Source organism: Methanotorris formicicus Mc-S-70 (genome assembly GCF_000243455.1).
Classification (GTDB): Archaea; AGJL01; Methanococci; order Methanococcales; family Methanococcaceae; genus Methanotorris; species Methanotorris formicicus.
In genome coordinates this window covers 16,615-41,930 of record NZ_AGJL01000011.1, presented here as the reverse complement: position 1 = coordinate 41,930, position 25,316 = coordinate 16,615, and the positions used below count along the sequence as shown (strand labels likewise).

General features: G+C 35.0%; 23 protein-coding genes. All 23 read right to left on the bottom strand.

Features of this window, described 5'->3' with window-relative positions; genetic code table 11:
* Positions 1-198 precede the first annotated feature (198 nt).
* Entirely contained in the window at positions 199-2,112 is a 1,914-nt protein-coding gene (locus METFODRAFT_RS02990; RefSeq protein WP_007044056.1) for an IGHMBP2 family helicase, read from the bottom strand.
* A gap of 38 nt (positions 2,113-2,150) precedes the next feature.
* Complete coding sequence (locus METFODRAFT_RS02985; protein ID WP_007044055.1) at positions 2,151-2,609, bottom strand: hypothetical protein; 459 nt, start codon at positions 2,607-2,609, stop codon at positions 2,151-2,153.
* Complete coding sequence (locus tag METFODRAFT_RS02980) at positions 2,563-3,555, bottom strand: DHH family phosphoesterase (protein WP_007044054.1); 993 nt, start codon at positions 3,553-3,555, stop codon at positions 2,563-2,565. Before METFODRAFT_RS02980 ends, METFODRAFT_RS02985 begins: the two co-directional genes overlap by 47 nt.
* A 9-nt stretch (positions 3,556-3,564) precedes the next feature.
* Complete coding sequence (locus tag METFODRAFT_RS02975; protein WP_007044053.1) at positions 3,565-4,062, bottom strand: 4Fe-4S binding protein; 498 nt, start codon at positions 4,060-4,062, stop codon at positions 3,565-3,567.
* A gap of 23 nt (positions 4,063-4,085) precedes the next feature.
* On the bottom strand, positions 4,086-5,498 hold the full coding sequence (locus METFODRAFT_RS02970; protein ID WP_007044052.1) for a 4Fe-4S binding protein: 1,413 nt from the start codon (positions 5,496-5,498) through the stop codon (positions 4,086-4,088).
* A gap of 16 nt (positions 5,499-5,514) precedes the next feature.
* Positions 5,515-5,757: a hypothetical protein gene (locus METFODRAFT_RS02965; protein WP_007044051.1), complete on the bottom strand. Its 243-nt coding sequence runs from the start codon at positions 5,755-5,757 to the stop codon at positions 5,515-5,517.
* A 146-nt stretch (positions 5,758-5,903) separates the two neighbouring features.
* Positions 5,904-6,677, bottom strand: a complete 774-nt coding sequence (locus tag METFODRAFT_RS02960; RefSeq protein ID WP_007044050.1) for a Na(+)/H(+) antiporter subunit B — start codon at positions 6,675-6,677, stop codon at positions 5,904-5,906.
* Positions 6,678-6,696: 19 nt separating this feature from the next.
* The gene (locus METFODRAFT_RS02955) at positions 6,697-7,002 is read right to left on the bottom strand and encodes a hypothetical protein (protein WP_007044049.1); all 306 of its coding nucleotides are present in this window, start codon (positions 7,000-7,002) and stop codon (positions 6,697-6,699) included.
* Positions 7,003-7,022: 20 nt separating this feature from the next.
* Positions 7,023-7,355 (bottom strand): DUF7132 family protein, encoded by a 333-nt coding sequence (locus tag METFODRAFT_RS02950; RefSeq protein ID WP_007044048.1) that lies wholly within the window; start codon positions 7,353-7,355, stop codon positions 7,023-7,025.
* A 10-nt stretch (positions 7,356-7,365) separates the two neighbouring features.
* The gene (gene ehbF, locus METFODRAFT_RS02945) at positions 7,366-8,811 is read right to left on the bottom strand and encodes an energy conserving hydrogenase EhbF (RefSeq protein WP_007044047.1); all 1,446 of its coding nucleotides are present in this window, start codon (positions 8,809-8,811) and stop codon (positions 7,366-7,368) included.
* Between the two features lie 12 nt (positions 8,812-8,823).
* Positions 8,824-9,180, bottom strand: a complete 357-nt coding sequence (locus METFODRAFT_RS02940) for a cation:proton antiporter subunit C (RefSeq protein WP_007044046.1) — start codon at positions 9,178-9,180, stop codon at positions 8,824-8,826.
* 287 nt (positions 9,181-9,467) lie between these two features.
* Entirely contained in the window at positions 9,468-9,773 is a 306-nt protein-coding gene (rpsJ, locus tag METFODRAFT_RS02935; RefSeq protein WP_007044045.1) for a 30S ribosomal protein S10, read from the bottom strand.
* A 79-nt stretch (positions 9,774-9,852) separates the two neighbouring features.
* Positions 9,853-11,139: a translation elongation factor EF-1 subunit alpha gene (tuf, locus tag METFODRAFT_RS02930; RefSeq protein ID WP_007044044.1), complete on the bottom strand. Its 1,287-nt coding sequence runs from the start codon at positions 11,137-11,139 to the stop codon at positions 9,853-9,855.
* A gap of 271 nt (positions 11,140-11,410) precedes the next feature.
* Positions 11,411-13,594 carry an elongation factor EF-2 gene (locus METFODRAFT_RS02925; protein ID WP_007044043.1) on the bottom strand — a complete coding sequence of 728 codons (2,184 nt, stop codon included), beginning with the start codon at positions 13,592-13,594 and terminating at the stop codon, positions 11,411-11,413.
* 92 nt (positions 13,595-13,686) lie between these two features.
* Positions 13,687-14,256, bottom strand: a complete 570-nt coding sequence (locus METFODRAFT_RS02920) for a 30S ribosomal protein S7 (protein WP_007044042.1) — start codon at positions 14,254-14,256, stop codon at positions 13,687-13,689.
* 15 nt (positions 14,257-14,271) lie between these two features.
* On the bottom strand, positions 14,272-14,718 hold the full coding sequence (locus METFODRAFT_RS02915) for a 30S ribosomal protein S12 (RefSeq protein ID WP_007044041.1): 447 nt from the start codon (positions 14,716-14,718) through the stop codon (positions 14,272-14,274).
* 66 nt (positions 14,719-14,784) lie between these two features.
* Positions 14,785-15,357, bottom strand: coding sequence for a NusA-like transcription termination signal-binding factor (locus METFODRAFT_RS02910; RefSeq protein WP_007044040.1), 573 nt, complete (start codon positions 15,355-15,357; stop codon positions 14,785-14,787).
* The gene (locus METFODRAFT_RS02905; protein WP_007044039.1) at positions 15,357-15,674 is read right to left on the bottom strand and encodes a 50S ribosomal protein L30e; all 318 of its coding nucleotides are present in this window, start codon (positions 15,672-15,674) and stop codon (positions 15,357-15,359) included. The genes METFODRAFT_RS02910 and METFODRAFT_RS02905 overlap by 1 nt, the downstream gene beginning before the upstream one ends.
* 201 nt (positions 15,675-15,875) lie before the next feature.
* Positions 15,876-18,497, bottom strand: coding sequence for a DNA-directed RNA polymerase subunit A'' (locus tag METFODRAFT_RS02900; RefSeq protein ID WP_007044038.1), 2,622 nt, complete (start codon positions 18,495-18,497; stop codon positions 15,876-15,878).
* A gap of 56 nt (positions 18,498-18,553) precedes the next feature.
* Positions 18,554-21,220, bottom strand: coding sequence for a DNA-directed RNA polymerase subunit A' (rpoA1, locus tag METFODRAFT_RS02895; protein ID WP_048115411.1), 2,667 nt, complete (start codon positions 21,218-21,220; stop codon positions 18,554-18,556).
* Between the two features lie 91 nt (positions 21,221-21,311).
* A complete protein-coding gene (rpoB, locus tag METFODRAFT_RS02890) occupies positions 21,312-23,153 on the bottom strand; it encodes a DNA-directed RNA polymerase subunit B (protein ID WP_141564047.1) in 1,842 nt (613 codons plus the stop codon).
* Positions 23,154-23,241: 88 nt separating this feature from the next.
* Positions 23,242-24,753 carry a DNA-directed RNA polymerase subunit B'' gene (locus METFODRAFT_RS02885; protein ID WP_048115409.1) on the bottom strand — a complete coding sequence of 504 codons (1,512 nt, stop codon included), beginning with the start codon at positions 24,751-24,753 and terminating at the stop codon, positions 23,242-23,244.
* Between the two features lie 88 nt (positions 24,754-24,841).
* Complete coding sequence (locus tag METFODRAFT_RS02880) at positions 24,842-25,075, bottom strand: DNA-directed RNA polymerase subunit H (RefSeq protein WP_007044034.1); 234 nt, start codon at positions 25,073-25,075, stop codon at positions 24,842-24,844.
* Positions 25,076-25,316 lie beyond the last annotated feature (241 nt).

Below are 25,316 nucleotides of genomic sequence, written 5' to 3'. Positions count from 1 at the left end.
TAAATCGATTTTAGATGTTGAGGGAAATTACCTAACGTACTGAAAAGAGCAATTATTGGGTTTGTTAGGTTTATAGCAATGGTATCAAACTGTATAGAATATTTAAGCCACAAATATGGATTATCATTCTATGAAGTGATTAAAGAGTGTAGTAAAGAACTAATAAAGAAAGGATTCTCGTAATCACACTGTCAGTTATTAATAACCCATAAACTCAGTTAATTTTGCTGATTTTATCAGTTCCCTATACGTCTCATCCTGACTCAGCAGTTCCTTACATCCAACAATTATGAGTTTTCTTTTTGCCCTTGTAATAGCAACATTCAACCTCCTCAAATCCTCTAAAAATCCAAATTTCTTAGTTCTTACAAAGGAGATTATAATGACCTCATCTTCTTTCCCCTGAAAACCATCTACCGTGTTAACTTCTCCATCACATAAATTTGATATCAACTTTACTTGAGCATCATATGGGGTTATTACACTAACTGGGATGTTGTATTTTTTAAATATTCCAACCAACTTTGCAACAACTTTGGCCTCCTCCTCATTGTAGTATGATGTTGAGTCCTTATCCCTCTTCTCCTTTCCTTTAACATCAATAAATACAATTGGTTCTTCATTTATGATAAATTTGTCTTCTTCATCAACCTCAACGTCTATTAAATCGAATATTGTGTGGGATTCTACTGATTTATGGGCTTTCAACTTGTTGTCATAAAATGCCTTATTTGGAAACTTCATGATCTTTTCATTCATCCTATATTGAATCTCTAAAATACTTGAGAAATTTGGATAAGTTTTTATTAACCTCTCAAATAATGTCTTTTTTAACTCCTCATCCTCACTTAAAACTGTTGGCGGAAGTTGCTTATGATCTCCTGCCATTATGAGTTTTTTTGACTTTACAATTGGTATTAAGGCAGATGGTTCCATTGACTGACTTCCCTCATCTATAACACACACATCAAACTCAAACTCCTCTAAAAAATCACATCCAGCCATGGAATTTGTGGCAACAACTACATCTGCCTTTCTTATGGTTTCTTTTATTATTTCATCCTCAATTTTTTTCATCTTTTCTCTTAGTTTTTTTATTTTTTCATTTGTTTTTATCCATTTTGCCATACTTTTAAGAATATCCCTTGGAATTCCCCTAATGTCTTTGTTTAATTTTGAAAATATAACTATTTCATCATCACTCATCCCCCTTCTCCATCTCGGTGTTGGTTTTTTATGCTTATCCCTCTCATCCATCAATCCTATCATATCTTCTTTTATTTTTTTAATGGCTTTGTATTTCTCATGCTTCTCTACCATATAAAATAAAGAATGCTCTATTAAATTCTTTGAAATCCTTGTTGGATGTCCAATCCTTACAACGTTTATGTTCTTATATTTTGATAGGTTACTCAATATGTTGTCTGCTGCTATGTTTGAATCTGCTGTTGCTAAAACTTTATTCTTCCTCATGCATTCTTGCACTATAACCTCTGTTATAGTTCTCGTTTTCCCAGTTCCTGGGGGGCCGTGGATTAAATATAAATCCATTGCCCTTAATGCATTTATCACTGCATTTTTTTGTGATTCATTTAAACTTTTATCAAAAAACCCTATTTTAACTTCTTTTCCCATCCTTGACTCATCAATACCCAAAATAATCCCAATTAACCTATTATCAATTTCTCTAAATTTATTTAGTGCTTTTTTCATTCTTTTGAAGGTTATATCATTAACATACAAATCAATCCTAACGTCCTTGTATGCCCATTTTGGTATCTCCTCATCAAACGCTATATCTATGAAGTTCTTTCCAATCTCCACAACATTTCCAAATAAATCACTATGCAATGGATTTCCCTTGCTTACTAAAACCACATCTCCAACAGATATTTCCAACCTCTTAAATGGCTTTTTTCTCCCATATCTAACAATTACACTTCCAAGTTCTTCTCTAAGTTTTCTACCTTTTAAATTTAATATTGCTCTTCCAACATCTTCCCTTTTATCTCCAAGTTTCTCTATTTCTTTCCTATGAAAATCCATCTCATATTTTCTTTCTTTTTCTATCAATTTTATAAATTTATCAACATAATACTCCTTTATATTCATAAATACCACCAAAATCGAAAAAATAAAAAAAAGTTTTTTTATTTTCTAACATATAATATGTAGGTAAGAATCAAAAGAATAGTGAGTATTGATTTAGGTGTTATTGGTGTTTTAATTGGCTCAATTATTTGAGTATCATCTAAGACATAATATCTTCCAGTTAAGTTTATCCCTTCAACTTTTAAAACATTTTTTCCATCTTTTAAGTAACTTGTTACATCAACAGAGGTATTTTTCTTATTTGCAGGAAATGCATCGTTGGAGTCATCAATCTTATAAACTAAATCACCATTTAAATAAATATTTATTTCCATACTTTCATTTATATTTCCGTAATGAACAAAATTAAGATAGTAAGTGTAGTTTCCAACCTTTTCAATATCGAATTCCTTTTCATATAGCGGATTACTCCCACTGACTTTTATGTACCCAAAGTAGTATCCAAAAACATTACCCATAATTAGAAAGATTATCAACATCAGTACAATTTTTTTCATAGGTATCCCTCTCAAGGATTTTCCAAAAATCCTCATCCCAAATACCAAAATATATATGTTTCCCTTTTAAATTTAGATGGTTTAATGTTAATCCATCTTTTAAATATATCAACTTAGGAACCTTTGCATAGACAGATACATCTTTTTTATCAACAAAAATAAACAATGGTTTTAAAAAATCAACTTTATCTGAGGAATAGGCAATATTAATCAGAGTAGGGTAGTATTTCAACTCAATTCCTTCTCCAAAGAATCCTTTAATAAAATCCCAAACGGATTGCTTTATGTAAATATATTGACACAAAAATTTCCTGCCCTTAAAATTCAAACTAAAATAACTTATTCTATATTCATCATTTAATTTCTTTTTAAATATCATTATTCTTTTTGCTACTTCCTTTTTATATTTTTTGATATCGCTCTTATGGGGAGTTTCCATATTAACAATTAAATTTTTAACTTTTCGTTTTTTTCCAATCTTGTAAAGACCATTTAAAGAAGAAACATACTCTCTCAACTCAATGCCTTTAAAATAATACTCCTTTCCAAAAACTACACTGGGGAGGTATTTTGAGTATTCTTTGGGAACATGCATTAACGCTTTGTTTAAAAATTCATTCCCCAATTTTTTCTTTTCCTCAAAACTCAATGATTTTAAAGTCCTATTGGGATCAATTCCAATCCTATTTAAAAATACGATAGCATCTTTTTCTTTTCTAAAAATCGGAACTTCATTAAAATAGCAAAGAGATCTAAAAATAGGATAATCTTTTCCATAAAATAACAATCCATTCTCTTCTTTTATATTTAGTTTTTTTAGTTTCGCCTTTTCTTCTTTTTCAAATTGTTCAAATTCATTCAGATAGGTTAATTTTATGATATGGGCGAAATCTTTAACCTCTCCTTCCTCTTCTTCAATAATCTCATCGCAAATATCTATAAGCATTAAAACCCCCTATTTCATAAGAATGCGACTCAGGTTTATAGAAAGCATCTTAGCAATTTTTCTTATGTGTTCTTCACTAATCTCAACTGGCTTTTTTAAAACTTGGGACAAATCAACCTCAACACATTCATCCCCCACATGTCTTGGATGTATTGGGGAGATTTCATTAAACACAGCAAATACTGGACAAAAATCATGGCAATACAAGCAATAAACGCATTTTTCAGGTTCTATTTTTGGGATTTTGTCTTTTGTATAGTATTCAGTTATCTTAACCGGCTCAATTGGAACCATCTCAATTGCCTTTGTTGGACATGCGTTTGCACAACCTCCACAACCAATGCAAAGTTCTTCAAAAACTGTCCTTGGTAATTTAATGCCTTTTAATATTTCATTCCTCATTTCTATTGAAGTACATCTATCCTTGCCAAACAAAATCCTTTCAAGATTCTCGTAGATTCCAGTAATGAATATTTTTGCCAAGTTTTTTAGCATCTTCTCTTCCATAATAACCCCTCAAAAGACCATTATTACTCTTTCTCAACCCAAGTTCTATAGATATAGATAGCGTGTGTTGGACAAATATTTGCACAGGCGGAGCAGAACTCACATTTTTCAATATCAATCTCTCCATCTTTAATAGCATCGTTTGGGCAGATTTTTGTGCATAAACCACATCTTGTGCAGAATGCAAAATCCGTCCTAATGAATGAATTTTCTCTATCAACTACCTTTTTATATCCGGTGGTATTTGGTAGTATATCCCTTGGGCAGTAAATGGAGCAGGTTTCACACATAATGCAGTTGTTGTTGAAGATGATTTCTTTACTATTTATTTTAACTGTTATGGTATCGTTTGGGCAGACATTTGCACATGTTCCGCAGGTTATACAATTCCCATCTTTAATATTTTCCCATTCAATTTCTTCAATTTTTATGGCTTTTTCTGGGCAAACATCTATACAAATTCCACAAAGGGAACATCCTCCTGAAATGTAATCTCCTCTATTAATTCTAACATTTTGTGGGCAAACATCGACACATTTATTACACTTCCAGCAGATTGAGGCATCATATAAAATTTTTCCATTTTCATTTTTTAAAGCCCCAGATGGACAGTTGTCAACGCAGAGACCACAATTTATACAATGTCTAAGTGAATTTATCCTTTTATCTTCCTTTATTTTAACAACTTTGAAATTCTCAACCTTCAATGCATCTTTTGGGCAGGAGTTTATACATTTAAGGCATAAAACACAATTTCCATCCTCTTTAATTATCCCATTTTCTATAGCGTTGTTTGGACAAACATCTCCACAAATATTGCAAAATGTGCATGCATCGACATCTTTGTTTGGGATTATGGTTTCTCTTGGGCAGAGATAGGAGCATTTCCCACAGCCAATGCATTTTTCTTTATCAATTTTGATTGAAACTCTAACCTTTTTGTTTTTTGTTTCGCATTCTACATTAATTTCTTCAATTTCTTCTTTTTTTATAATTTTAATGATATTGAAGATTCTTGTTGCATACTTCTCAGCATAGGCAGTTCTCTTTAAATCGATACATTCAATTCCTGAAACTCTTGCATTGTATGGACATGCCTCAACACACAAATCGCACATTATACAAATGCCCATTGGGAATTTTTTACCCTCTTTTTCCACCATTTTTATAATGCCAATTGGACAGACATTTGCACAAATTCCACATCCTGTGCATCTCTTCCTATCAACGTAGTAGCCACCAAACTCATTCTTCCTTATGGCATTGTTAGGGCATTCCCTTGCACAAGTTCCACAAGTTATACATGAAAATGCTTTGTTATCTAATAACATTATAGCATCCGTGGGGCAAACTTCCATACACTTTGATTTGGTTTTAAATGGACATGCTTCACATTTTTCCTCAGATCTGCATTTTTCTAAAATGGTTATTATCATCCATATCACCAAAATTTTATTCTACCCACTTTCCCCCAAATAAGAGATTTCCTACAATTATTCCAAGAATTGACAAAAAGTATGTTAGAGATGATGGCACTGGGAAGTTATAATAGGGGAGCGGTTTTAAAAAATACGCCATTATTCCTCCAACAATTAAATAAAATGAAATTACCTTTATTTTTTCCCTAAACTTAGTTCCAAGAACCATCCCAATTAAAAATCCAACGATTGGTGCGAAATATAAGTTAGCGTCCATTTTAACACCCGCAGAAATTATTGTTTCTTAAAAATCTATAAGAGGATACCGAGTGAAACGAGGTATCCTATTCCTTTGATGAAACTTTTTTAAAGTTTCGGTGCGAAATATAAGTTAGCGTCCATTTTAACACCTATTTTTTTATTTTATTTGTCCATAATCTTCTCAATAATCACTTTTTCACATGTTAATAGGAAGGTTAATGTTGATAAACCTGCAAGAACCTTTAAACCAACACTTATGTTTAAGTATGGGATTATTCCTGCTTTTTGTAATTCAACTGGTGATGGAAATACTGCAAATCCAAATAAATCATTGAAATTAAATAGATAGTACCCACTAACAACCATCCCCACTAAACCAAGTATCATAAACATCAAAGCCCCAAAGGTCTCAAGTTTTTCAAGGAACTTATGTTTAAACCACAATGGACTTTTTGAACCAAATGAGACGATGCTTAATATATAAGCCGCTGCTATTAAAGATCCTCCTTGGAAACCTCCTCCAGGTGTTATGTGTCCACCCAAGATAATTACAATCCCAAGTGCCATGAGGAATATACTCATAGGTAGTGCCAAGGTTCTTATTATTGGAGTGAACTCTTCCCATTTGCTTAAGGTTAAATAATCATCACCCTCTGGAGCATGGTAAACATCTTTTAAGAACTTATAATTGTAAAGGCCTTTCCCAAACACCATTCCAGTAACGAGAACTGAAGTAACCAGTATCAACGCCTCTCCAAGTGTATCAAACGCTCTCCAATCAAACAATACTGCAGTTACCAAGTTTGGGACGATGTACGTGTGAGTATAGATGTAATTAACTCCACTAACAACTTCCATGTGATATAATGAATAGACTATCGATGCTCCAAAGAATATGAATGACAATGAAACAGCAAGTTCTCTCCTTAAGCCCATAATATCCCTCATCAACATTTTATGCAAAGTAAATCACCAATGCCAAAATTCCGCAGAAAACTGAAAGCCAGAATAATTGATAGTTTATTGCATTGGAATTTTCCTTCTCAAATGCAAATATTGTTGGTGAGAAAGATATCAAAATTTCCATAACCATAAGTCCAAACAAAACCAGTGGAACCTTCCCAAATATCCTTCCCAACAAAAATGCAGTAATAATAAAGAATCCATAAAGTGTAAACTCCCCTGTCCATCCTGCTCCGACAGAGATTCCATCACCATGGGCATTCTTTTCCATTTCTCTTTGGAATTTGTCATAACTCATTTTCCCACCTAATTTTAAAATTAATAATCCTCAATCTCATCCTTAACATCCTCATATTTCTTATAGTCCTCACTTTTTAGTATTTCAGTAATAAATTCATCAATATCCTTCTTTTCAAGAATAGATCCTGCTAAGAGTTTTCCTGTGTATTTGTTGTTTTTTATCTCCCAAAACATGTAAAATTCAGGATATTTTTCTTTTAATTTTCTATATGCCTCCCCATATTTTGATTTTTTTAATAGGTTCTGTTCAATGAAGAAATGATTTTTTGAGAGTTCAATTACATAGAGTTCAGCACCAGTTTTTGTTATAACCTTTTTAAGTTTGATATCTTTGGTTTCTATTGTTTTCAATGCGACCACCTCATTTCAATGCCCAAGTCCTTCCAATTTCATAGGCGTAAGGATAAAGTTTCTCAACCACAATATCCGGATAAATCCCCAATAATATGCATAGGAAGGTTAAAATCCCTAATGAGAATATTGCAAGTTTTGAAACCTCTCTGCTTTTGTATTCGTTTATTTGCTCCTCACTGCATGGTTTTAGATAGATTAGATAAAATGCCTTCATCATGGAAACAAACGTCCCTATACTTACAATTATCATAATTATTGCCAATTCTGGCATATTCACTTGCATGGCCGCTTGGGCTAACATCCACTTGCTTTGAAATCCATTGAATGGGGGTACCCCACTAATTGCAAGTTTTGCACACAAAACCATAAACGCAACAGAGGGCATTAAAGGTAATAATCCCCCTAACTTTGCCAAATTGCTTCCTTTCTTTTTGTGAACAATGTATGCTCCTAAAAACAAGGCACTTTTATAAATAACGTGGTTTATCGCATGGAAAATTCCAGCAACAATTCCCAATGGAGTTCCCAATGCCAATCCAGCAGCAACATAACCCCCTTGACTTATTGCGTGATATGCTAAAAGTTTTCTATAATCACTCTGCATCAATGCCATTACAACTCCAAACACCATTCCAAATATCGATAATGCAATCAAAGCCCCATGTGTGGTGGTGAAGTAAGGTAATCCATAGAATAACTTTAATAGAACAAGCATCATTGCAACGAGGACAAATTTTGAATAGGTTTGCAACATAGCGGCGATGAATGGTTTTGCCCTTGCATATAAATCTGCCTTAACTGTGTGGAATGGTGGAAGACCTGAACCATAAGTTAGACCAATAACAAGCATTAACAATCCACCATAAATCATAGGGTTTGCGTTTAATAGGGCATTTCTCATGTCAGTTATGTTTAAAGTTCCTGTTGCAGATAATAGGAAGGCAACACCTAATAGCAACAAACTCCCAGCGACACAACCCATAAGCATGTATCTAAATGCAGCCTTATATGCCCTCTCTGTTCCAGAGGCAATAACCAATCCCGTTTGAGCAATTGCCGCTATTTCATAAAATACATACAAGTTAAATAAATCATCCGATAAAACAACAGCAGAAACACTCGCCAATCCCATCAACGTTAAAGCAGTGAACATCCCATTTGCATGCTTTTCTCCCATTCCTGTTATCAAAACCAATGAACCAATAAGCATTAAAGTAAAGATTATAACTTGCTTTGTTTGGTTGAATAGATATGCAATACCAGATATTAAGCCATTCTCAATACCATGTCCACTAAAGTAGTAGAATCCATACTCGCCAATGAATGGAAGAATAATTAAAGCCAACGCTACCAAAAAAGTCAAAAATCTAACAACTTTATCTTTCCCATGTAAATAATTCAATATTATTGCCATCATTAGTGGAAATACCACAATTAATGGTAAAAAGTTCATCATTTCCACCTTTTAATCTTCCTTTAAAATTACTGATGCCCTGAGTGTTTTGTATTTTTTGTATAGAACCATTGAAAGAGCCAGCATAATGGCTAACATCGATGCTTCAATGACGATATTTGTCAAAACCAGTGCTTGTGGCAATGGATAGGCACTCTTTGATGCGAAAACCTCAAGAGGCATATTTGGAAGTTTTATTGGAACTACTCCTCCGTTATAACCCATCGCAATTAAAACCAAATTAACTCCATTACCCATTGCAGATAAAGCAATAATCTTTTTAATAACATTATCAACAAAAAAAACGCCATATAAACCAATAACTATTAACACCCCTGCGGTTATAAATGATACTATTTGGAGCTCCATAATCCCACCAAATCACAAAATTTATCATTATAATTAATGACAAATTATCCACCACTATATATATAAATATTGCGGTATGTTGTATGCTCAAAGAAAAGTTAATTAAAGTAAATCATTATATTAAATATTCAAATATATCATATTAATATTTAAAATAAAAGAATGACCCTCTAATTTACAGGTTATTAAGAAAATGCATAAAATAATCAAAAAAAGAAAGTCGTTGCAATCCCCAATTGGATTGCAACCGTTAGTGAGCTTTTGCAAAATTAAACATCTAAAAAAGCCTATTTAAACTGAATCTCTATTTGGACTGAATCTGGTATTTTAACTTTCATTATGTGTCTTAATGTTCTCTCATCTGCTTCAATGTCAATTAATCTTTTGTGGATTCTCATGTACCATCTTTCATATGTTTCAGAACCTTCTCCATCTGGTGCTTTTCTTGTTACTATTTTTAATATCTTTGTTGGTAATGGAATCGGTCCTGAAATATCTACTCCTGTTTTTTCTGCAATTTGTTTTATTTGCCTACAAACTTCATCCAATTCTTTGTGGTTTGTACTGCTTAATTTTATCCTTGCTTTTTGCATACTCTTCCCTCTTTTATTTTTAATGTATTTAAAAAAAGAATTGGTATAAAAAAATAAAAAAAGAAATTAGTTAGTTAATTTATTTGTTTTTTGCTTTAACATCTATAGCCATACCTGCTGCAATTGTCATACCCATATCTCTGATAGCGAATCTTCCGAGTTGTGGAATTTCTTTTACGTTTTCAATGACCATTGGTTTTGTTGGCTTAACTTTAATGATTGCAGCATCTCCTGCTTTAATGAAGTCTGGGTTTTCTTCTAAAACTTCACCAGTTGCTGGGTTTAATTTTTTCATAATTTCTATGAATGTACATGCAACTTGTGCTGTGTGTGCGTGGAATACAGGTGTGTAACCAACTGTAATAACTGATGGGTGCTGTAAGACAACAATTTGTGCTGTGAACTCATCTGCAACTGTTGGTGGGTTGTCTGGGTGTCCACAAACGTCTCCTCTCTTAATGTCTTTCTTACTGACACCTCTTACGTTGAAACCAATGTTGTCTCCTGGTTCTGCTTGTGCGATTTGTTCGTGGTGCATCTCGATGGATTTAACTTCTCCTTGAACTCCTGCTGGTTCAAATACAACTTTGTCTCCTGGTTTCATAACTCCTGTTTCTACTCTACCAACAGGAACTGTACCTACCCCTGTAATTGAGTAGACATCTTGGATTGGGATTCTTAATGGCAAGTTTGTTGGTTTTTGTGGTGGGTTGAATTTGTCTAATGCTTCAACTAATGTTGGTCCATTGTACCATGGTGTTTTGTCTGATTTCTTAACAACGTTGTCTCCGTGGTATGAAGCAACTGGAATGAAGTCAATTGCATCTGGGTTGTAACCTAAGATTTTTAATAATTGGTCTGAGATTAATTTTTTCATTGCTTCATAAGCCTCTTGGCTGTAATCTACTGTATCCATTTTGTTGATTGCAACTGCAATTTGGTTAATACCTAATGTTCTTGCTAAGAACATGTGTTCTCTTGTTTGTGGTTGAATACCTGTTTTGTGGTCGTTTACGTCAACAACTAAAACAGCAGCGTCTGCTTGTGATGCTCCTGTAATCATGTTTTTAATGAAGTCTCTGTGACCAGGACAGTCGACAATTGTAATTTCGTATTTTGGAGTTTCGAATTTTTTGTGAGCAATGTCGATTGTAACTCCTCTTTCTCTCTCTTCTTTTAAACCATCCATAACGTAAGCAAACTCGAATCCTGCCTTACCTTTTTCTGCAGCTTCTCTTTTCAACCTTTCCAAAACTTGTGGGTCAATTGCTCCACTGTCGAATAAAAGTCTTCCAATTGTTGTTGATTTCCCAGCGTCAACGTGCCCAATAAATGCAACGTTCAATACTGGCTTTTGTTTTGCCATATTTCACAACCTCCATTTTTTATTTTTAATATTTTTTGCTTTTATTATTGTACTAAAATTATAATTAACAGTTCACAAAATTAGAAAATAATTTTATCATTCGGAAAAATTTGGTAAATAGTGAATAGTAGGAAGTGGTATATATATTTTATGGTGAGGCAATTGGCTGTTTTGCGGAATTTTTATTGTTTATTTGAGAATTGTAAAATTTTTGAAAGGGCGATTTTCACTTAAGTTTTAGTCAATTATAACGCAACGACCTACTTTGCCATTATTCAACTTTTAATCCCTTTCTTTCCCTTATCTGTTTTATTAGTTGGTCTTGCAATTCAGGTGGAACCTTCTCAAATCCAGCAAACTCTATACTCCAGAGACACCTACCTTGAGTTGCTCCCCTAATTGCCCCAGCAAATCCAAACATCTCTGCAACTGGACATTTTGCTTTGATAATTGCCATATCTCCTTCTTGCTCCATATCTAAGATTTGTCCTCTTCTGTTGCTGATTTCTCTTATTGCATCTCCCATGTAGTCCTGTGGGGTACTGATGAATACCATTTGCATTGGCTCCAATAAGACAGGTTTTGCTTCCATTATGGCATCTCTGATACCAAACCTTACTGCTGGGATTAACTGAGCAGGACCTCTGTGGATTGCATCTTCATGGAATACTGCATCTACTAACTTAACTTTAACTCCTTGACATTTCTCTGCTGCCAATGGTCCGTTTCTTACAGCCTCTTTGAACCCTTGTATAATTAACTCTCTGGATTCATCTAAGTGAATGATACCTCTTGTCATGTTGATTAACATGTTTCCTTCATAGATGGACATTACTCTTTTTGCCTCTTCTTTATCCAAACCTGCTTCAACCAATACCTTTTCAACTTCTTGTGGTGTTTTCTTCTTGAAGTCCTCATCTTTGAGTTTACCTTCTTTGTATGCTTGTAAAACACTCTCTTCTAATGGTTCAACAACGAAGTAGAGTTTGTTGTGTTTGTTTGGTGATTTACCTTCTATCATTGGTGATTGCCCAGTTACTGTTTCTCTGTAAACAACAATTGGATTACCCACTTCAACCTCAATTCCTGCATCTCTTCCAATCTTTGTCTTTGTAATAACTTCAATGTGCAATTCTCCCATACCGCTGATTAAGTATTCCCCAGTTTCCTCGTTAATTTCAACTTTTACTGTGTTGTCCTCCCTTGCTATTTGCCTTAAAACTTCAATTAATTTTGGCAAGTCCTTGTTGTTCTTTGGTTCAATAGCAACTGTAATGACTGGCTCACTGACGTGGGTAATTGCCTCAAATGGTGGCTCAATTATACTACTTGGTGAACAGATTGTTTCTCCTGCTATTGCCTCTTTCAATCCAACAATAGCACAAATGTTACCTGCTGAAATGCTGTTTACCTGTATTCTTTCTGCTCCCATGAAGACTGCAACTTGCTGTGCTCTTGCTTTTGATTTTGATGATACGAGATAAATTTCATCTCCTTGCTTTAACCTACCACTAAACAACCTACATGCTGAAACAGGTCCAGCGTGTCTGTCCATGATAATTTTTGTAATGACTCCTGCCAATGGACCGTTTGGATCACAATTGAGCATTGCCTTACCAATTTCTGAATCAAGATCTCCCTTCCAGATATTTGGAATTCTGTATTTTTGTGCCTCAACTGGGTTTGGCAAGTGCTTAATAACCATATCTAAAACAACTTCATGCAATGGTGCTCTCTCAGCAAGTTCTTTTTGATTTTCCTTTTCACAGTATTCAATAATATCCTTAAATGTTATTCCACTCTTTTGCATGTATGGGACTGAAATTGCCCAGTTGTTGTATGCTGAACCAAATGCAACACTTCCATTCATGACGTTGACGACCCATTTGTCTTTAAATTCTTCTGGAGCCATTTTTCTAATTAAGTTATTTACATCAGCAATTATCTTCATGAATCTGTTTTGCAATTCTTCTGGTGTTAATTTTAACTCGTTGATTAACCTATCAACTTTGTTGATGAATAAGACAGGTTTTACTTTTTCTCTCAATGCCTGCCTTAAAACTGTCTCTGTTTGTGGCATAACCCCTTCTACTGCACAAACAACAACAATTGTTCCATCAATTGCCCTCATTGCTCTTGTAACGTCCCCACCAAAATCAACGTGCCCAGGAGTATCGATTAAGTTAATTAAATAATCCTTACCATCATACTGGTGAACCATTGAAACGTTTGCAGCGTAAATTGTAATACCTCTTTGTGCCTCTTCCTCATCAAAGTCTAATGCTAATTGCTCTCCTGCTAAATCTTTTGAAATCATTCCTGCTCCTGCTAACAAGTTATCTGATAATGTTGTCTTACCGTGGTCAATGTGAGCACAGATACCAATGTTCCTAATTCTCTCGTGTTGTTCCATCAAGGTCTTAATTTTTTCAATCATCTTTGCCCTTCTACCCATAATCTCATCCTCACATTTTTGTGTTTTGGGTTTATTTTTAAATTTTTATTTTTGAAATAAAAGAGTTAATTGAAAAATTGTAGTTGGGAAAATTATCTTGCAGATTGAGCAACTCTCTCTGTCTCTTCTTTTTTCCTGACAGCGAAACTTCTTTGAATGTCTGCTTTTGCAGCAGCAATAATCTCATCTGCTAAGCATTCTGCAATGCTCTTTTTGTTTTTGTGTGATGTTTGCCATGCTCCTAAAGCGATATTTCTCAAAGCAATATCCAATCTTCTTGATGGTGATGAGTCAACGGATTGCAAGTATGTAATTCCACCGTAAGAGATTCTTGTTGTTTCCTCTCTTGGGCCGGCATTTTCTAAGGCATCAACTAAAACTTGGATTGGGTTTTGTTTTGTTCTCTTTTCAATAATTTCAAATGCCTCTTCAACAATCTGCAATGCTTTGAGTTTTTTCCCCGTGTTTGCTTCCTTCCTCATTACTTTGTTTGCCAATCTTTCAACAATACTCATCTTTGCTTTATCAAATTGTTTCTTTGTGAACCTACCTCCTGAATGCGGAACATAAACCGGTGTCAAGTTTACATATCTTCTCAAACTTGGGTCTTTAACAACAACTTCTGTAGGATCCCATTTACCGAATATTTTAATTTCTTCCAATATCTCACCTCAAATTTATCTTTTAACTTTTTCTTGTCTTCCTCTAACGAGTTCTCTTAATGAGTTCTTACCGACCATGATAACCTTATATTTAACCCCTGGAATGTCCCCTTTTGCTCTTGGCCCTTTTGGCCCACCAATACCTTCAATAATAACCTCATCGTGCTCATCAATGAAGTTTATAGCATGATTTCCTGGACAGAATGCTGTAACAACTCTACCATTTTTGATTAACTGAACTCTAACACACTTCCTAATAGCAGAGTTTGGCTGCTTTGCCTCTAAACCAACTTTTTCAATAACGATTCCTCTTGCCATTGGTGCTCCTTCTAACGGGTCGTATTTTTGCTTTAATCTCAATACTCTTTTAACGTAGTTGTAGTCGTGCCATCTACATTTTTTTCTTTTTAATCTCAACTTTCTTCCAGCAAATTCCCCTCTTGGTGATTTACTCCCTGACATCTTCTCACCATTTTATAAGTTTTTTATTTTTAGGTTAGATTTGTTTAATATTTTTTTGTTTAATATTTATTGATTTTCCCCTGTATTAGTTTCAGTTTGTTGTTCGTTTGTTTTTTCAGTTTTAGTTGCTTCAACAACTTTTGCTGATTCTTTATCTACATCTTTAGGTACTTTTTTGCCGCTGAATCTTTTTTTGAATGGCTTCCTTCTACTTCCCACAATGACCCTTATATTCTTTATGTCAGTGTGTCTTTTTGCAATTTCCACAGCCCTTTCAATGTTCTTTCCTCTGTTTCCAATAACTGTCCTTCTAAATTTAGGATTTATTCTTATATATGCTATTAAATCCCCTTTAACTTTCTTAAACCAAACATCTTCCAATTCTATTGGGGCAAATATATTTCTAATGAATTTTTTGAGATTTGATGAGTATTCTATAACATCAATTTTTTTACCAAATTTTTCCATAGCAGTCTTTACGTTTTCTCCGCCTTTCCCAATTGCTGCACCCATATCCCCTTCTTTAACAACAAACACAATCCTTTCATCATCACAAATACAATCAAGAACGGTTGCACCACTTAATTTTTCAAAATAGCCAATCTTCATGATTTCATCTGTCGTCAACCTAACTTTCATTAAATATCACCTGAATCTCCTTCTTTTATTAAGTTCATTATGTTCGAGTTCCCTTCTTCAAGAACAAGGAGTGCAGCAACTGGGAAAGGTTTTCCACAGATAGCCCCTAACTCTAATGATGTAGCTTTGTGGGTGTAGATTGGTATATCTGAAAGTTTTGCATAGTATTTTACATCTTCTTCAAGGTCTTTTGGGCAGTTGCCAGCAATAATAACCAACTTACCTTCTCCGTGTTTTATAAACTTTACCGTTCTTTTTGAACCCAATATGACCTTTCCAGTATCAACTGCAGTTCTAATTGCTTTGTTTACATCCATTTTCACTCCTCCTTCTCATTTTTTACTCCGGAGGTTTTTCCTCCAAGATGTTTTTGCTTTTTTGAATGTGTTGATTATAATAGTTCAAAGTTATTTTTATACTTTTTGCATAATTTTTTGAATTATCGTTTTAAAACAGCAAAAAGTGTTTAAACAATCAATTTAAAATATATATGAAAAATAAAAAAAGTTCAAAATATATTAGTTGTCTTCATCTTCAGCAACCTTATTATTCAAGTTAGTAGTATTTATACTTTTACCCTCCTCATAATCCCTATCAATATACAACTTAACACATCCAGTTCCTAAGTAGATTGGCTTACCCACAATAACGTTTTCAATAACACCCTTCAACTCATCCTTATAACCCCTAATCGCTGCAGTATATAAATGCTTAACTGTCTCCTCGAATGCAGCCCTTGCCAAAACAGATGCCTTCTCTCCACCAACTCCGTGCCTACCTATTGGCTTAACTTCCCCATCTGCTGTCATGATATCTGCAACAAGCATTAAGTGTCTGATATCAACATCAAGACCCTGATCATCCAAGGTTGATTTCATTTCGTTTATAATTGCGTTTCTTGCTGCCTCAATTCCAAGGACTTCTTGAATCTCTATAATGTTGTTTGTTGTTGTTCTTGTTATATCAACACCTTCAATTTTAAAGACCTCTTTTAAGTTTGAACCCTCACTATAGAGAACGTACTCATCCCCTTCCTTCTTAATTATTACCCTCTCGATATTTGGCACGCCTTTCAACTGCACAGCCCTAACTTTTGGCAACCTCTTTCTTAGATTCTTTAACGATGGATTTTTTATTTTTAAGTATAATCTATTTCCTTCAACATCAATTTTTAATTTTAATTTCTTTTTGATTGCCTCAACGACATCATCTATGGTCAAATCCCTACTTCTCAATCTATTTTCATCCAACTCAATAGTAATGCATTCCCTTATCAAATCAATACTGACACTTTTAGAAACTGTATCTATGGTTGTACTTTCAATTTCTTTTGCAACTTTCTCTGCCTTTTCTCTATCGTATCTATAACCCTCTTCCAAATAAATTGTCATCATTGGTGTTGATGGCTCTTTTCTTGCATCGACAATCTCAATCATCCTTGGCAAACCAAGAGTAACGTTAAGTTCCGCGACCCCTGCATAGTGGAACGTTCTCATTGTGTTGTGAGTTAAAATTCCATCAAAGGTTGTAAATGTCTCCAATCCCTCGACACTTATATCATAGACATATTCTTTACCATAAACTATTTCTTCAATTTCAACAATCTCATCCCAGACAACATCTCCTTCAACTGCCTTATTTAATAAATAATATTCTTCCATTTTCTCTAAGTTTACGCCTTTTTCAATTGCAAGTTCTTTCATTTTATTTAAATGCCTCTTTAAAGTCCCTCTTCCAATTTTTTGGGTCTTTTCAAATTTCTTTAAAATTTCTTTTGGATAATTAACTTTTTCTCCCAATTTTGTTAGTGCATCTCCAATTGAAGGAATCATATCAATTGAATCATAGGTTTTTTCATCATCCAATGCATTTACAAGTTTCTCTAAAGCATTTCTTTTCTTCTCTACTGTAAAGTTAATTTCCTCATAGAAGATCTTTGCATATCTATGTGGAATTATTAATCCAAATTGCTCTTTTATTTTTGTTTTTATACTAAAGATGTTGAATCTTGCCAACAATATAGCAATTCCATCAATCAACTCTTTTGAATTCGAGGAGATTCTTATAACCCTTCTCTCTGCATTTACGTTTCCATCCCCATCAAAGTATCCCCTAAGCAAACCCCTAACAAACTCCTTATTTGCTCCAAACACAAAGTCAGATATTTTTTTGGTTTTTGAGGAAGTTCCAAAGTTAGATAAGAACTCCACCAATGTTGATGAATAAATCCTTATGTCATGACTTTCAGCAAATCCGCTATTGTTGTCATATTCTCCATAGTTCAGGTTAAATCTATCTGCAAATACCTTAATTTTATTTAAAACATTTTCATCAACATTTGAAATTGAAACAAAGTATTTGGTTAATGAACCTTCTGCCAAATACATTCCAATGAAATAACCAAAGTCGTAATCTAATTTTATGTTGTTTGGAATGGATTTTCCATTTATTTTTGGAGTTATTTTGTTGTTAAGTTCATCTATAACATAGTTTCCAGAAACATAGTCGGAGATATTTATTGCCTCAACACAGTTTGCTGGAATATGCTTTACAACTGGGATTCTATCTCCAACATTCAACTCACTACCTTTAACTGGAACTATTTTGTTATCTTTCCTTATAACAAATGAGTGGTATGGGGTTGCAGTTATCTTCCTACCTGATTTTGTCTTTAATTTGATTAATTTTCCATTATGCTTATGTCTTATACAACTTATTATCCTCTTCCAGCGTATTTTCTCATCCTGGTCTAAACTTGGAACATAAATATCTATTGGCAAATCACAAACCTCACTATTTCCAATTTTCTCAAACCCATAGTTTTCAATCATTTCATCAACTAACTTTCCAATTTCAATGCCTTTTATAAATTCCCCTTCTTTGATTATTATTCTTTCTTCATAAGGCAAAGACATCTGAGTACCTGGCTCACCAATGGACTGTGCTGCAACAACCCCAACCGCTTCCCCTGGTTCAACAAGTGTTCTTTTGTATGCCTTAACTGTCTCTTCAATAATTTCATCAATGATTTTTTCATCTGTTATATTTTCTTTTACAAGTTTCTCTACCAATTCCTCTTTTAATGAGAGTGGTAACTCTGCATTTTCAACCTTCTCCTTAATCATTTCCGCCAACTCCATGCTATCCACCATGTTTTGATATAAATAAAATTTAAAAATCTTTAGAAGATATCCAATTATTCATACTTTGCCTTAACTTTGTTTATTATCTTATCAATATCCACTGCCTTACCATGGTCTGCTTTTGATGGATCTACTCCATCCTCTCCATAGACAAATTGAACTATTGTTCCTCTTGAATCCCTTACAGTTCCATCATATTCTGCCTTTAAGTCCTGCAAAGCATTAACCAATCTTCTCTGCATGTAACCAGATTGTGCAGTCCTGACTGCCTGGTCAACAAGACCTTCTCTTCCTCCCATTGCGTGGAAGAAGTATTCAATTGGAGATAATCCTTTCTTATAACTACTTCTAACAAACCCGTGGGATTTTGCATCCAAACTACCTTTTTTGAAGTGAGGGAGAACTCTGTTCCTATAACCCCTAAAAATCCTTCCCCCCCTAACTGACTGCTGCCCAACACATGCAGACATCATGGTGATGTTTAAGAGAGAACCTCTTGCCCCAGTCCTTGCCATTAACGCTGCATGGTTATCCTTACTTAAGTACCTCTCTGCAACAGCCCCTGCTTCGTCCCTTGCTTTACCTAAGATTTTCATGATGTATGCTTCCCTACTCTCTTCCAAACTTCTCCCTGGCAATGGTTCAAGTTCTCCATTTTCATATTTTCTAATAATTTCATTAACCTCTTCCTCTGCCTTATCGAGGATTTCTTGAATTTCTCTCTCTGCATCTTCTGGGATATCCTCATCATCAATACCTGTTGTAAATCCTTTTATCATTATTGCTCTTATTGCCATCTTTGTTGAACTATCAAGGAATTTCCTTGCTTCCTCTGAACCAAATTCCTTAACTATTGTATCTAATATAATACCTGCCTCTGCCCCAAATCCGTTTTTATCAACAACCCCTTTTATTAACTCTCCATTCTTAATTACAACATAGGCATCGTGTGGACAGTCCTCTTTTTTACATTCATCACATTTTTTACAAATCTTTGCTCTATACTTCAAGTTCAATCCTTTTGGTAATGCCTTGCTGAATATCTTCTTTCCACTGTACAGGGGAACTCCGTTCTCAATCTTATCCGGCTCCCATAATTCCTCTTTAATTCCTCCGCCTCTCAAAATGATTGATGCCTCATCTTTTGTGAAGTATGAGGATGTCAATAAATACGCCCCAGTAATAAAGTCATGGATTGCCCCAATAATTGGTCCTCCAAATCTTGGGGAGAGTATGTGTTTCTCAACCAACATCAATGCCTCTGCTTCTGCCCTTGCCTCTTCTGATTGTGGAACGTGGAGGTTCATTTCATCTCCATCAAAGTCAGCGTTATAAGGAGGACAAACACAAAGGTTGTGCCTAAATGTTCTATATGGGAGAACTTTAACCTTATGTGCCATAATAGACATTCTGTGCAATGATGGCTGCCTGTTGTAAAGGACAATATCCCCATCCATCAAATGCCTTTCAACAACCATTCCTTCCTCAATATTTTCTACCCAGAAGTCCTTGTTTTTATCAGTTATTTTTATTTTTACCTCTTCCTCCCTTCCATCCCTCAACTTTACTTTTCTAATAACGTAGTTTACTCCCGGATGCTTTTCAGAACCGTTTTTGAGGAGTTCTCTAATTTTATTAATATTGTATTTTGTAACCTTTTCTGGGACAGTTAATTCCTTTGCAACAACCTCTGGAACCCCAACTTCGTTAATACTCAAACATGGGTCAGGAGAAATAACTGTCCTTGCTGAGAAGTTAACCCTCTTACCAGCAAGGTTGTGCCTAAACCTTCCTTCTTTCCCTTTCAACCTTTGAGCAAGTGTTCTCAAAGGTCTTCCGCTTCTATGCCTTGCTGGAGGAATGCCCGGGGCTTCGTTGTCAAAGTAAGTGTTGACATGATACTGCAACAAATCCCACAAGTCCTCAATAATTAAGTTTGGAGCCCCTCCTTCAATATTCTCCTCTAATCTTTGGTTAATTCTTATAATATCAACTAATTTGTGTGTTAAATCATCCTCACTTCTCTCTCCACTTTCCAATGTAATGGAAGGTCTCACTGTGACAGGTGGGATTGGGAGAACTGTTAAAACCATCCACTCTGGTCTCATAACCTCAGGATTCAATCCAAGTAATACACAATCCTCATCTGGAATTTTCTCAAGGATTTCTCTAACATCTGAAGGAGTTAATAACTTTTCAGTTTTTCCATCTATTTGGTAGTAGGTTGTTGGTTTTTCATATTTAATATCATATTTTATTTCTCCACAGTGTGGACAGACGTTTGCTTTTGCTGCATCTCTCAAAATCTCTTCACAAATTTCCCACTTGTCCCCACCATCTTCTTCCAATTTTTTCATTTTTTCAAGATATTCTTTTACCCTAACTTCATTTATTGCCACTCTTCCACAGTGCGGACAAACCGCCTTCAAAATCCTATAGATGTCCTTTGCAAACCCTATATGAATTACTGGCTTAGCCAATTCTATGTGCCCAAAGTGTCCTGGACAGGTTCCTACTCTACCACCACATGTTTTACAAACCAAACCAGGGTCAATAACACCCAATCTTGTGTCCATTAAACCTCCATCAATAGGATAACCATCATCATCATAAGTGTCTGCAGTTACAATCTTAGCAACAGACATTTTCCTAATGTACTCAGGGGACAACAAACCAAATATAATTTCCCCAATCTCTTTTGGGATTTCATATCTGTCCATCATTTCACCGTTATCCTAAGTTTTGATAAATTAGATGCAATTTAAATTCTTTTAACTAAAACAAAAAATGGTTTAAGAAAATTTAAGGAAATTAATCAACTTTATCCTTTATCTTTAACTTTGGATATACACACATACTCTTCAACTCATCCAACAACAACTTGAATGCATAAGGTATCCTAACTGATGGTATCTTTCTGTTGTCATGCAATTCCTCTGTTTCTCCACAAATTGGACAATATTTTATTCCTCTTCTATGGTCAAAGATTGCTATCTCACCACAATTTACACACACATATTCGTCATCTGGGTCTGACTCATCAAGCAATCTCTCCTTCAACAACATAGCAGCCCCATGACCAACGAGAACATCCCTCTCCATCTCTCCAAACCTCAAACCTCCTTCTCTTGCCCTACCTTCTGTTGGTTGTCTTGTGAGAACTTGAACTGGACCTCTACTTCTTGCGTGGATTTTTCCTGCAACGAGGTGGTGCAATTTTTGGTAGTAAACGACTCCAATGAATATCTCAACTTCAAATTTCTTCCCAGTTTTCCCATCATACATGACTTCTTTACCATGATGCTTAAATCCATGCTCCTCAAGTGCTTTTCTTAAATCCCACTCCTTCTCTCCACTGAATATTGTCCCATCAACTCTTCTACATTCCAATGATCCAACTTTACCTCCAATCATCTCCAAAACTTGCCCAACAGTCATCCTTGATGGAATTGCGTGTGGGTTGATTATCAAATCAGGGACAATTCCACTTTCGGTAAATGGCATATCTTCTTGTGGGACAATAAGTCCAATAACCCCTTTCTGACCGTGTCTTGATGCAAATTTATCCCCAAGTTCAGGAATTCTCAAGTCCCTAACTCTAACCTTTACTAATCTGTTTCCTTCTTTTGTTTCAGATAATATAACACAATCAACAACACCCTCTTCCCCATGCCTTACTGTTACAGAGGTGTCTCTTCTTTGGGATTTTGTTTGGAGGGATATCTCATGCTCCTCTAAGAATCTTGGTGGGGAAGTCTTACCTATTATAACATCTCCACTCTTAACTTCACATTCAGGTTCAACCAAACCATCTTCTCCAAGGTTTCTGTATGCTTCCTCTGCCCTATAACCCCTAACACCCTTCTCTGGAATCTCAAATCTATCAACTTGCCCTCCTGGATACCTCTTCTCATAACTATCGTAGGTTCTGAAGAATGTACTTCTCCCTAATCCTCTATCGATTGATGCCTTATTAATTATAAAGGCATCCTCCATGTTGTATCCTTCATAACTCATTATCGCTACAACGAAGTTCTGTCCTGCTGGTCTCTTATCGAAACCTAAAATCTCCTGGTGTTTAGTCCTCACAATTGGAACTTGTGGATAGTGGAGGATGTGTCCTCTTGTATCCAATCTCCATCTAAAGTTACTCATTGGAATTCCAAGGGATTGCTTACCCATTGCCGCTGCCATCGTAATCCTTGGAGCAGAGTTGTGCTCAGGATATGGAGCAACCCCTGCCCCAATCCCAAGTATCACCGATGGATCGATTTCAAGGTGGGTGTGTTCCTCGGTCAACTCATCCTCATAAACAGCAATGTATGCATTTTCTTCTTCCTCAGCATCCAAATATTCAATAACTCCTTCTTTAACCAAATCAGAGAATTTTATTTCTCCATTCTTTAATTTTTCAATATGTTCTTGTGTTAATTTTGGTTTCCCATTTTCTACAACAATCAACGGCCTAACAGCCCTACCACCATCTGTAGAAATATGAATATCACCACTTTCTTCGTTATATGCCACTGAAGTGAATGGAGAAAGTTCCCCCTTTCTTCTCTTTTCTCTCAAAAATTTAACCAATTCTTCTGGCTTATCTGTTGTACCCATCAATTTTCCATTGACATATACGTTTACTTGTTTTTGAACCAAGGTTTTCACCTTTCAAATTTGAGGTTTTTAGGATTTTATTTTGGGCATGCTGTAAAGAGTAACTTCATAAAAATGATAATTGTGTAAATTAATTATCAAAGGTTTCATTTTGGTTTAATCCAAATTCCTTAAGTAGTTCTATAACCTTGCCATCATCTTCATCTGTTGTAACCTTACACATCAATGCGAAGTTCTTAACAAGACCACAGTTTGGACCCTCTGGTGTCTCTGATGGACAGATCTTACCCCATTGTGTAGCGTGCAAGTCCCTTGCCTCGAAGTGAGGTTGGGATCTTGACAATGGTGAAACTACCCTTCTCAATTGAGAAACTGTTGCTAAATAACTTGTTCTATCTAATAATTGGCTAACTCCTGTCCTTCCACCTACCCAATTACCAGTAGCCATTGCGTGTCTTATTCTTTCTGTTAAAACATCACTCCTAACTGCTGCCTGAATTGATGGTTCTTTTTTTCTTAAAGTTTGTCTTTCTAATTGGTATTTTATATCTTTTACAAGTTGGGAAAATGCATACCTAAACAAGTCCTCCATCAATTCCCCGGCCAATTTTAGCCTTTTATTTGCATAGTGGTCTTTGTCACCCTCAACTCTCAAACCCAAATAGAGTTCAATGGCATTTTTAGCCATCTTTCCTAAATACCAGCATTTCTTTATTAAATCTTCCTTTTCAATTCCAACGTGTGGGAGGAGATAATTGCATAAAATAGTTTCTGCTCTCTTTAACCTATAATCCTTTGGCTGTCCTGGGGCTACCCTTTTACCAATGTATTCCAATGCATCCTCTTTTGTATAAACGTTATGTCCTTCCCTCATATCCTGTAGGTTTGCAACTAACTGCATAACAACATCTGGATCATCTGAAATCATCTCAATTATATCCCTATCGCTCTCTGCCCCAAGTGCCTTCATCAATATCATAAGTGGAATGTTCCCCGGCATTCCTGGGAAGGTTGCGTATAAAAGCCCATCTGAATGCCTCTCAACTGTACACAATGCTCTAAAGCCATGCCTTGTGGAGAATACCTTTGCAACATCAATTATTTTGTTGTTTCTCTCAACCTTCTCACACAAAATTCTATTTGGAATTAAATCTTCCTGAGTAACTAAAACCTTCTCTGAACCGTTGATGATAAAGTACCCAAATGGATCTTCTGGATCTTCTCCAAGTTCAATTAACTCCCCTTTTGATTTTCCATAAAGATGGCAAATCTTTGAACCAAGCATCACTGGAAGTTCTCCAATATAAACCTCTACAGTTTCCCCTTCTCTCTCGTCCTCACCTTCTTCAATTATTGGGGTCATTTCAAGATATAGTGGGGCAGAATATGATAAATCCCTAATTCTCGCTTCCATAGGAGTTATTTTTCTAACAGAACCATCAGCCTCTTTTGTTATTGGCTTTCCAACCCTTACTTTCCCAAATTTTATTTTATATCCGCCTTTAATTTCTGTCTCCAATATGCCAACTTCATCGACAATCTTTTGAAGTTTGTTCTCTATAAAATCGTTGTAAGAGTCAATATGGTGCTTAACTAAACTATGTTCTTTAAAAAATGCATCAACAAGGATACGGGATTCCATAATAGCCACCTTATATTTTTTAGAAGTTAACCACATGCAGTCGATCTCCTAACGACTATTAAATAAAACTAAAATAAAATCTCCCTATTTAAGGTTTCCTAATGACCAACCTATAGACAATAACCTCTCCTGCTGTTGAACTTTTTCTTGTAATTTTAATTACATCTCCCTCTTTAGCCCCAATTTCCTTTACAACAGGGTCAATATCCAAAATTTTAGGCAGTTGCTGTATTTTTATACCATACCTTCGCAATAACTCTGGCACCTCTTCTTTTGGTACTATCTCATGTTTTGGAACCAGTATGTGGGATGACACTTTCACGGTTAGGCCTCCTTAAAATAAGTCTAAATTAAAATTTTAAAACTTTATAAATATTTATGCAGGGACGAATCTTAAATTTATAAATATGATGAAAACCAAAATCTTATAAGTAATATTCCAAAAACCATAATCAACGCATCAAATAAGATAATTAATTCTTATATTTATTGTTTTCTATTATTTATATATCTGTATATATAATTTCTTAGTTTTTAGATCTTAAAAATCTTTGATAGCAATT